The sequence below is a fragment of the Capnocytophaga sp. oral taxon 326 str. F0382 genome, from assembly GCF_000318295.1.
GTDB classification, from domain to species: domain Bacteria; phylum Bacteroidota; class Bacteroidia; order Flavobacteriales; family Flavobacteriaceae; genus Capnocytophaga; species Capnocytophaga periodontitidis.
On sequence record NZ_KB291428.1, the window covers coordinates 1 to 10,575 of the forward strand.

Here is a 10,575-nt window from a genome sequence, read left to right on the forward strand (position 1 = left end):
GTACGACAAACGTGAGTTCTACGGTAACTTCACTTTATTTAGATAACCTCATTTTCTGATAGTTATTTTAAAATACGGTTTTATCTGTTAAGAAAAATACGATATTTGTTAAAAAAATATCGTATTTTTCTTTTTTCTTTCCTAAAACTTTCGTACCTTTGAACCATAATTATGATTTCTTAATTGAATATGATTTATATTGAATTGCTAATAGTGCTCCTCGCTATCTTTATAGGAGCCAGAGTAGGAGGTATCGGGCTCGGAATCTTTGGTATGATAGGTTTAGGAATTCTGGTCTTTTGTTTCGGACTCAAACCTGGTAATCCGCCTATCGATGTAATGCTTATCATTGTAGCAGTTATTACAGCGGCTGCTACATTGCAAGCAGCGGGAGGTTTAGATTATTTGGTGAAGGTAGCCGAGAAAATTCTGCGCAAAAATCCCGCTATGATTACCTTCTTGGCGCCTGTTGTCTGCTACTTTTTTACTTTGTTTTCAGGTACAGGCCACATTGCCTATTCGCTTTTGCCTATCATCTCCGAAATAGCTACCGATAGCAAGGTACGCCCTGAGCGTCCCCTTTCTATATCGGTAATAGCTTCGCAACAGGCTATTACAGCCAGCCCTATTTCGGCAGCTACAGCCGCTTTACTTTCAGCTGAGCTCTTAGGTAGTAAAGGTATTACGTTAGGTAATATCCTGATGGTATGTATCCCCGCTACGATTATCGGGGTGATTGTAGGCGCCATAGCCGTGAGTTTTATGGGCGTTCCTCTCGAAAAAGACCCTGAATACCAACGTCGTTTACGTGAAGGTCTTTTAGAAAAAGAAAGTCATACCGCTTCGCAAATGACCGCTAAAGACCTGCAAAGAGCCAAAACGTCAGTGATTATATTCCTTATAGGAGTCCTCTCTATAGTACTTTTTGGTTCTATTGATAGCCTCCGTCCATCTTTTGAAGTAGGAGGTGAGAAAGTACAAATGGGAATGACCCAACTCATCGAAATTATAATGATGTCTATCGCTGGCTTGATGATTATCTTTGCTCGAGTAGACATCAACAAAGCAGTAAAAGGTTCGGTATTTATTGCAGGTATGCAAGCCGTGATAGCTATTTTTGGGATTGCTTGGATGGGCGATACCTTTTTCAATGGCAATATTGAGTTTTTCAAAATGCACATCGAACAAATAGTTACTCAATATCCTTTCCTCTTTGCAGTAGCTCTTTTTGTAATGTCTGTTCTTTTATTTAGTCAAGCCGCTACGGTACGAACTCTTTATCCGTTAGGGATTGCCTTAGGTATTCACCCAATGGCAATGATAGCAATGTTCCCTGCTGTGAATGGTTATTTCTTTATCCCTAATTATCCTACCGTAGTAGCCGCTATCAATTTCGATAGAACAGGCACCACACGCATAGGCAAGTACGTACTGAACCACTCGTTCCAAATACCCGGTTTTGTAGCTACTATTGTAGCCATTGCAGTAGGTTACCTAATAATTATGTTTATGTGAAAAATCTAATTTCTAATTCTTAACTTTCCATTCAAAACTAATAACTAAAATTATATATGATGACATTGATGAAAAAAATTGCCCTCTCATTGCTCTTAATGATGACTGTGGCAGTCTTTGCGCAACAAAAGCCAAAGATTCGTATTTTAGCTACCGGTGGTACTATCGCAGGAGTAAGTAAATCAAATACTGAAACCAACTATAAAGCTGGTGAACTCGGTATTTACCAACTCTTAGATGCAGTCCCTGAAGTGAAGAATGTAGCCAATATAAGTGGTGAACAAATTGTGAAAATCGGTTCACAAGATATGAACGATGAGGTATGGCTCACACTTGCCAAACGCATCAACCAGCTCTTAAACAAAGAAGGGTATGATGGTGTGGTAATCACTCACGGTACCGATACAATGGAAGAAACCGCTTACTTCCTCAACCTTACCGTACACAGCAAAAAACCTGTGGTAATGGTAGGAGCAATGCGTCCTGCTACAGGTATGAGTGCCGATGGCCCTCTAAACCTCTATAACGCAGTAGTAACTGCTGCCGATAAAAATGCTATGGGGCGTGGGGTAATGGTGTGTATGAACGACATCGTACTCGATGCTAAAGATGTCATTAAAACCAATACCACTGCTGTCGAAACTTTCCAAGGTGCTAACTATGGCAAATTGGCATACATTCACAATGGCAAAGTATTCTTTAACCGCACTCCTGAAAACAAACATACTTATCAATCTGTTTTCAATGTAGATAACCTTAAAGAATTACCTAAAGTAGGTATTGTATACAGCTATTCTAATGTATCTGAATTGCCAATGAAAGCCTTTATGGACGCTAAATTCGATGGTATTGTACACGCTGGAGTAGGCAATGGAAATCTTTATCACACTATCTTTGATTTGGCAGTAAAAGCAAGAGAGCAAGGCATTCAGTTTGTGCGTTCTTCACGCGTACCTACAGGAGCAACTACCCTCGATGCCGAAGTAGATGATGCTAAATATCAATTTGTAGCTTCACAAGCACTCAACCCACAAAAAGCTCGTGTTCTATTGATGTTAGCACTCACTAAAACCAAAGACTGGAAACAAATCCAAAAATATTTCAATGAATATTAGAAATCAGGAATTAGGTAATAGGAATTAGCTATTTCCTAATTCCTAACTTCTATTTCCTAAAAAAGAATACGTATGAAAAAGATATTATTAGCAGTGAGCCTCCTCATAGGAGGTATCGCCTCAGCGCAACAAGATTTGCAAAATCAAATTAACCAATTGAGGGCAGAAATCGACCAGTTAAAAGCTACTGCTCCTGCGCCTCTACCTATGTCACAAGATGGAGAGGAAAACCCCATTCATAAGAAGTTTAATATGTACTTCAACTTTCAAGGAAGTTTTGATGTAGAAAAAGCAAAAGACCAAGATATGACAGCTAAGTTCTATGCACGTCAATTGCGATGGGAAGTACGAGGTGATATTACCGACCGTATTTTCTACCGTTTTCGTCATCGTTTGAATAAATCAAATGCAAGAGCTTCTTTGGATAACCTTGCCAAAGCTACTGATATGCTTTATGCAGGGTTCCGTTTAGATGACAAATGGACACTTACTGCAGGAAAAATGTGTCAAGCTTGGGGTGGTTTCGAGTTCGACTTAAACCCAATGAATATTTATGAATATTCTGATTTCCTTGAGAATATGGATAACTTTATGTTAGGAGCAATGATTACTTATGCACCTAACGAGAATCACGAGTTTAACTTCCAAATTACTGATGTACGCAATGATAAATTTGCAGATATTTATGGTACAACTTCACCTACTATCAGCGAAAGTAAAGCTCCTCTTACCTACATCTTTAATTGGAATGGTAATCTGTTTGATAATCTTATCCAAACTCGTTGGGGAGGTGGTTTGCAAAGTGAAGCCGATGGCTATAACAACTGGCTCTTGATGTTGGGAACTAAACTCAATTTGCCTAAGTTCCAAGTCTTCTTTGATTATATGATGGCTAATGAACAATTAGATAGGTTGAAATATACTCCAATGAGTGGCACTACACTTGTAAAAGATGCCAAGTACAATAGCTTTGTACTAAAAGCTGAGTATCAACCTGTACCTCATTGGAATATCTTTGCCCAAGGTATGTATGAAACTGCTAAAAGTGATTTACCCAATAATGAACTTAAAAGTATAAGCTACTATGCAGGAGTTGAATATTTGCCTTTTGAAAAACAAGACTTGCGTTTCTTCTTGGCTTATATAGGAAGAAGTCAGGATAATAAAAATACAAATATAACAAAAGATACCAATCGCGTGAGCCTCGGGTTGATGTATCGCATCAAAGCGTTCTAATAATTAGCTAATAAATAAATCAATACAAAAAGCTGCTCAAAAAATAAACTTTTCTTGAGCAGCTTTTGTTAATTATTAATTGTTAGTTGAAATCAAACCAATCGCCACGTACTTTTAGTACTTGTTCAATCACATCACGTACAGCCCCTTGTCCGCCATCGCGGTGAGATATGTAGTGAGCAACTGCTTTTACCTCGGGCACAGCATCTTGAGGACAAGTAGCTAAACCTGAGTGTTTCATAGGAGGAATATCAGGGATATCATCTCCCATATAGAGAATTTGTTCCGTTTTAAGCCCTTTGCTCTTTTGGTACTCTAAAAAAGTTTCGAGTTTCTCGTGACGGAGCATAAAAATATCGGTCACCCCAAGGTTTTCAAAACGCTTTTGTACCCCTACATTGCCACCACCTGTAATAATGCAGATGGTATATCCTTTAGCAACAGCTGTTTTGAGGGCAAAACCGTCTTTCATATTCATACTGCGTAAAAGGTCACCATCATTGTTTACAAATACTTGGGTATTAGTAAAAACCCCATCTACATCAAAAATGAATGTGGTGATGTCTTTTAATTTTTCTTTATAATTCTTTTCTTCCATAAGTGTTTATTATTGAATTTGTAATAATCTCATATATTTCTTTATAGTTATTGTTATCTAACATTGCCAAGTGGTTAGCTATGGTTAGAGAATCGTTGCGTCGTGCAGGACCTGTTTGAGCATCGTAAGCCGAGGTGTTTTGTAGTTTTGCAAAAGTCTCAATGAGTAATGGTTGTAGAATTTCAAAAGGAACCTCATTTTTCTTACATATCTGCTCACTTATATATACCAAATGGTTACTGAAATTATTCATAAACACAGCGGCGAGGTGTAGTATCCTGCGTTGGTAACTGTTCAATGCGTATGTTTTTGTGGAAAGCAATAAAGCCAAACATTGTAGTAGGTAGAAATCATTAGTGTTTTCAGCTTCCAAGCAAAAAGGTACACTATTGAAATCTACAAGCGTTTGTTTGTTCATCGTTTGCAAAGGATAGAACACGCCACGCCTATTTTTAGAGTCAATAGCCTCAATAGAGGTGTTACCTGAAGTATGCACTACCAATTGGTTTTCAAAAGGTAATTTTTTGGATATTTCGGCAATAGCTTCATCTTTCACAGCGATAATACACACATCAGCAGGGCGCAAAAAGTTGAGATGATGTGTTTTCTCTATTTCAAAAATATTGAACTCAGAGCTTAATTCGCTCCGGCTGTAGAGTTGCTGAAGTTGTACCTCTGGGTGATTATAGAATGCACGCGTGAGTTGGTAAGCCATATTGCCTGCTCCTATAATATTGATATGTATTGCCATATAGGTCGTTTTTGATGCGGCAAAGATAGGCATAAATTTTTAATTTTTTTCACTGAAAATGCACAGATTCATTTATTTTGTATATATTTGCAAAAAAATATGTAGATAACACATCATTTTACAGTGTAGGAATGAATTTTTTCGCCAAGATATTTAAACGTAATAACATAGAACCACCCCAGCAACTTACAGAAGATGAGCAATTTGCAATGAATTTTACCAAAAATGGTGGTAAATTTATCTATTGTACCTCAGATCTTGAGGTGCAAGAAGTCTTTCGCAATATACTGAAAGAGTTAGGCGTTTATGTGAAAATGAGTAGTAATGCATCACCTGTGATCAATGAAATGTTTGAGGAACACAGCCCAATGTTTACATCCGATATTGATACTTCTAATGTCTATTTAATAGATTGTGAGTATCTTATAACTTCTCTCGGAGGTATAATGCTCTCTTCTCATCAGCTGAAACATCGGAAAATGGATGAATTGCCAGAGGTGTTTATCATTTTCGCCAAAACAAGCCAGATGGTAAAAGATATTCCAGAAGGAATGAAAGGTATTAAGAAAAAATATATAGGCCATATCCCTACAGGGCTTATTACTTTGCAAACTTTTACCGATAATCCTGATATACAAACAATTTCTAATTATGGTACAAGTTCTAAGAGGACGTACCTGATACTGTTAGAAGATTTACCTATTGATAAACAATAATTTATGAACGAACTATTTAAAAGAACAATTACAGGATTTATTTATGTCTTCCTATTGCTATCGGCAATTATGCTCAACCCCGACGCTTTCGACTTCTTATTTTTGTCCTTTGGTATTATTTGCTTATTTGAGTTTAAAATGCTCATCAGGCTCAAGGAATTACATATATTTTTGCTTTTTTTGTTGGTTTGGTGGCTGTTTATTCACTTAAAAACTTATCCTTTCTCGGTTTATATACTGCTTTTGGCTACTTTGCTTACTAATATATACCTCACGATGATGCTTTTCAATGAAAAAACGCCTATCCGCAAGCAAAGTAACAATACTAAACTACTTATTAGCCTACTGTATATAGGAGGAGGTTGTATATTTATGCCTCTGATTTACAAATATGAGAATAACCCGAACCCTAATTATTTTTATCAGAACATATTCAACAACGAGTCGCAAATTACGATGATAGGAATGTTGTGTATTATATGGGCAAGTGATAGTTTTGCCTACCTTACAGGTAAAGCCTTTGGCAAACACAAGCTCTTTGAGCGTATTTCGCCTAAGAAAACTATTGAGGGGTTTGTGGGTGGACTCATAGGGGCGATGCTTATTGCTACGGCTATTTCGTATTACAGTGGCAGACCACTATGGCAATGGCTTATGTTGGCAGTGATTTTGGTGGTTACCGGTGCGGTGGGCGACTTGGTAGAGTCTAGCTTTAAACGAACTGCTAAAGTAAAGGACAGCGGGACGATACTGCCAGGACACGGAGGTTTACTCGACCGTTTAGATAGCCTTATTTTTGCCTCACCTTTTGCCTACTTAACACTACTAATTTTTGACCTTTTTTAATGATGAATTTCTATAAATATCAAGGAACAGGAAATGATTTTGTGATGATTGATAATCGCGAAGAAAATTTTCCTAAAAATAACAAAACACTAATAGCACAGTTGTGTCATAGGCGTTTTGGCATTGGAGCCGATGGCCTTATTTTGCTTGAGAACGACCCGCAGTATGATTTCCGTATGGTATATTACAATTCCGACGGGCGCGAAAGTACAATGTGTGGCAATGGCGGACGCTGCGTGGTGGCTTTTGCTAAACAATTGGGTATTATAGAACACAAAACATTATTTATAGCTGTAGACGGAGAACATCGTGCAACAATTGAAGGTGATAATTATGTACATTTACAAATGAAGAATGTAACTGAGGTAGAAGAGCACAAAGGTTATGTATTCTTAAATACAGGATCGCCTCACCACGTACAATGGGTGAAAGAGGTAGATACCGTAGATGTGAAAGATGAGGGCGCCACTATACGCTATGGAAAACTTTATGCTACTCAGGGCGGTAGTAATGTGAATTTTGTGAGCAAAGGAGAAAATGGCTTTAAAGTGCGCACCTATGAACGTGGAGTGGAAGATGAAACCTACTCTTGTGGTACGGGCGTTACAGCCGTCGCAATTGCTTTATACCATACTAAACAAACAGAAAATCAATCTATCACTCTCTATACCCGCGGAGGTGATTTGCAAGTGAGTTTCGATAGAGTAGGTGAGGGGTATGAGAATATCTATTTGAGTGGTAGTGCTCAATTTGTATTTGAGGGAACAATAAAATGATAAAATTAAGAGCCTTAGAACCTGAAGATATAGATTTTTTGTATCTGTTAGAAAATGAAGAGAGTTTGTGGGAGGTAAGTGAAACCCAATTACCTTTTGCCAAACATTTGTTGCAAGACTATATACAGCACGCTCATCAAGATATTTACGAAGCCAAGCAGTATCGCTATGTAATAGCATTTAATGAAGAACCTTTAGGTTGTGTAGATTTGTATAATTTTAGTCCTAAACATAACAGAGCAGCGGTAGGAATAGCTCTCCTACCTCCTTATCGAAGAAAAGGTTATGCCAAAGAAGCCTTGCAACAGTTGATAGCTCATACACAACAATACTTAGACTTACACCAACTGATTGCTTATATCCCTGCTGATAATGAGGTGAGTATACGCCTTTTTGAGAGAGTAGGATTTAGTTACAGTGGTGTACAAAAGGACTGGCTTTACAGTCAAGGAGTTTATAAAGATATGTTATTATACCAAAATATTTTTAAATAGGTCATAAAATGTTACAGGACGTTATCACTTATTTAGAGACTATTAACCCAATACTTGCTGCCTTATACGCCACCATTTTCACGTGGAGTGTAACAGCTTTGGGGGCTGCAGTGGTATTCTTTTTTAAGAAAGAAAACAAAACCGTGTTAGATGGTATGTTAGGCTTTACAGGAGGGGTGATGCTGGCAGCTAGTGTGTGGAGTTTGATAATACCCTCTATTAATATGACAGAAGGTGAAGGCTTTATAAAGGTGCTACCTGCTACGGTGGGGATATTTATGGGAGCACTTTTTCTTTATGTATTAGATAAGTTATTACCACACTTTCACGCCAACTTCAAACAAACAGAAGGTATTAAAACCGATTGGCAAAAAACTACTTTGCTTATTTTAGCTATCACCTTGCACAACATTCCCGAAGGATTGGCGGTAGGGGTACTCTTTGGAGGGGTAGCCGCTGGTATTCCCGAAGCCTCTATTGCGGGAGCGGTAACTCTTGCCATCGGTATTGGGCTACAAAATTTTCCTGAAGGAATAGCCGTAGCAATGCCACTCAGACGTATGGGGGTGAGCAGATGTAAGAGCTTTTTTTATGGGCAACTTTCGGCTATTGTAGAGCCCATAGCAGGGGTATTAGGAGCTTTTGCAGTACTCTTTTTTACTCCGATACTTCCTTATGCCCTTGCTTTTGCGGCAGGAGCTATGATTTATGTGGTCATAGAAGAGGTAATACCTGAAGCCCAGCAAAATGAGAACACCGATGTTTCTACCATAGGATTTCTAGTAGGTTTTGTAGTGATGATGGCAATGGACGTGGTATTGGGCTAACAAATATTTCTTTACAGATGCTTGTGTGATACTGAAAAAAAGCATATATTTGCCCAGAAATAGAAGTAATGAGAAGAGTATTAAACAACAAAATAATTTTAATATGCAAAGAGACATTGATATTTTTGAACTAATTGAGGACGAGAGAGAGCGCCAAGAGTTGGGAATTGAACTCATCGCCTCCGAAAACTTTGTAAGCGACCAAGTAATGGAAGCAGCAGGTTCTGTACTTACTAACAAATACGCCGAAGGTTATCCCGGCAAGCGTTACTATGGTGGTTGTGAAGTGATTGACGAAATCGAACAAATAGCTATTGATCGCGCTAAAGCCCTCTTTGGCGCTGAATATGCTAATGTACAGCCTCATAGCGGTTCACAAGCCAATGCCGCTGTATATGCCACTTGTCTCAAACCTGGTGATAAAATTCTCGGCTTCGACCTCTCTCACGGTGGTCACCTTACTCACGGATCTCCTGTAAATTTCTCAGGTAGATTGTACGAACCTGTATTCTATGGCGTAGAAAAGGAAACAGGCCGACTCAATTACGACAATATATTGGAAATAGCTAAACGTGAACGTCCAAAAATGATAGTGGCAGGCGCCTCAGCCTACTCTCGTGATATCGACTTTAAACGTTTTAGAGAAATAGCCGATGAAGTAGGAGCTATCCTCTTTGCCGATATTGCTCACCCCGCAGGGCTTATCGCTAAAGGTCTGTTGAACGACCCAATCCCTCATTGCCATATCGTAACCACTACTACCCACAAAACCCTACGTGGCCCTCGCGGTGGGCTCATCTTAATGGGTAAAGATTTTGAAAACCCTTTCGGTATCAAAACTCCTAAAGGCGAAGTACGAATGATGAGCTCTTTACTCGATAGCGCAGTATTCCCAGGAAACCAAGGAGGACCTTTAGAACACATCATTGCTGCTAAAGCTGTAGCTTTCGGCGAAGCCCTCTCCGATGATTTCCTCTATTATGCTATACAAGTGCAAAAGAATGCGCGTAAATTAGCATCTGTACTTTTAGCAAAAGGCTATGATATCATCTCTAAAGGAACTGATAATCACTTGATGCTTATTGATTTGCGTAATAAAAACGTAAGCGGTAAAGAAGCCGAAGAAGCTCTTGGAAAAGCCGATATTACAGTAAACAAAAATATGGTGCCTTTCGATACCCGTTCTCCTTTTGTAACAAGTGGTATTAGAGTAGGTGTATCTGCCATTACTACTCGCGGACTCAAAGAAGCGGATATGGAACGCATTGCCGACTTTATAGATCGTGCGATTACTAATCGAGATAATGATGAAGTTCTTGAAGAAATAGCAGAAGAAGTAAATATGTTTATGGAAGATAGACCTCTGTTTGCTTACTAAAATAAAACTATAATGTAAAAAAATCCCAAAAGAGGCACTCTAAAATAAAAGACGCCTCTTTTGCTTTTTTAATCGTAACTCATTTATAAATAAATAGTTATACTAATTCTATGTTTTAGGTAATAGAGAAAAATTTCAACTATATAAAAAAAAATTATACAAAAGAGTGTCTTTTTGAACAAAAAGATGTACTTTTGCCGAGTTGTAGGTACTTACCCAAAGTACTATCAGTATAAAAATCAATAGCAAATATATAAAATACAGTTTTATTATGATTAAAAAAGCGTTGTTTTCAGCACTAACAATGTTATTCTGTACCGAGA

11 protein-coding genes are annotated in these 10,575 nt (G+C 38.2%); 9 read left to right on the forward strand and 2 right to left on the reverse strand.

The annotated features are described in order from the left end of the window. Positions 1 to 189: 189 nt before the first annotated feature. The 3 genes from HMPREF9073_RS09290 to HMPREF9073_RS09300 all read left to right on the forward strand — a co-directional run bounded on the left by HMPREF9073_RS09290 (position 190) and on the right by HMPREF9073_RS09300 (position 3,866). Positions 190 to 1,515 carry an anaerobic C4-dicarboxylate transporter family protein gene (locus HMPREF9073_RS09290; RefSeq protein WP_009413477.1) on the forward strand — a complete coding sequence of 442 codons (1,326 nt, stop codon included), beginning with the start codon at positions 190 to 192 and terminating at the stop codon, positions 1,513 to 1,515. 56 nt (positions 1,516 to 1,571) lie between these two features. Then, entirely contained in the window at positions 1,572 to 2,630 is a 1,059-nt protein-coding gene (gene ansB, locus HMPREF9073_RS09295) for an L-asparaginase 2 (protein ID WP_009413478.1), read from the forward strand. A gap of 72 nt (positions 2,631 to 2,702) precedes the next feature. Further along, positions 2,703 to 3,866, forward strand: a complete 1,164-nt coding sequence (locus HMPREF9073_RS09300) for a porin (protein WP_009413479.1) — start codon at positions 2,703 to 2,705, stop codon at positions 3,864 to 3,866. A gap of 82 nt (positions 3,867 to 3,948) precedes the next feature. Here the strand turns inward: HMPREF9073_RS09300 and HMPREF9073_RS09305 are convergent, their stop codons facing one another. Next, complete coding sequence (locus HMPREF9073_RS09305) at positions 3,949 to 4,464, reverse strand: HAD family hydrolase (protein WP_009413480.1); 516 nt, start codon at positions 4,462 to 4,464, stop codon at positions 3,949 to 3,951. Further along, positions 4,445 to 5,215, reverse strand: coding sequence for a Rossmann-like and DUF2520 domain-containing protein (locus tag HMPREF9073_RS09310; RefSeq protein WP_034555762.1), 771 nt, complete (start codon positions 5,213 to 5,215; stop codon positions 4,445 to 4,447). Before HMPREF9073_RS09310 ends, HMPREF9073_RS09305 begins: the two co-directional genes overlap by 20 nt. Before the next feature lie 131 nt (positions 5,216 to 5,346). On the opposite strand from HMPREF9073_RS09310, the gene HMPREF9073_RS09315 reads away from it, so the two are divergent. From HMPREF9073_RS09315 to glyA, 6 genes are all read left to right on the forward strand, one after another. Continuing rightward, a complete protein-coding gene (locus tag HMPREF9073_RS09315) occupies positions 5,347 to 5,931 on the forward strand; it encodes an LUD domain-containing protein (RefSeq protein WP_009413482.1) in 585 nt (194 codons plus the stop codon). Between the two features lie 3 nt (positions 5,932 to 5,934). Continuing rightward, a complete protein-coding gene (locus tag HMPREF9073_RS09320) occupies positions 5,935 to 6,777 on the forward strand; it encodes a phosphatidate cytidylyltransferase (RefSeq protein WP_009413483.1) in 843 nt (280 codons plus the stop codon). Beyond that, entirely contained in the window at positions 6,777 to 7,553 is a 777-nt protein-coding gene (gene dapF, locus HMPREF9073_RS09325) for a diaminopimelate epimerase (RefSeq protein ID WP_009413484.1), read from the forward strand. Before HMPREF9073_RS09320 ends, dapF begins: the two co-directional genes overlap by 1 nt. Continuing rightward, positions 7,550 to 8,047, forward strand: a complete 498-nt coding sequence (locus HMPREF9073_RS09330) for a GNAT family N-acetyltransferase (protein WP_009413485.1) — start codon at positions 7,550 to 7,552, stop codon at positions 8,045 to 8,047. Before dapF ends, HMPREF9073_RS09330 begins: the two co-directional genes overlap by 4 nt. 8 nt (positions 8,048 to 8,055) lie before the next feature. After that, entirely contained in the window at positions 8,056 to 8,874 is an 819-nt protein-coding gene (locus HMPREF9073_RS09335; RefSeq protein WP_009413486.1) for a ZIP family metal transporter, read from the forward strand. 103 nt (positions 8,875 to 8,977) lie between these two features. Beyond that, positions 8,978 to 10,252: a serine hydroxymethyltransferase gene (glyA, locus tag HMPREF9073_RS09340; RefSeq protein WP_034555763.1), complete on the forward strand. Its 1,275-nt coding sequence runs from the start codon at positions 8,978 to 8,980 to the stop codon at positions 10,250 to 10,252. Positions 10,253 to 10,575: the final 323 nt, after the last annotated feature.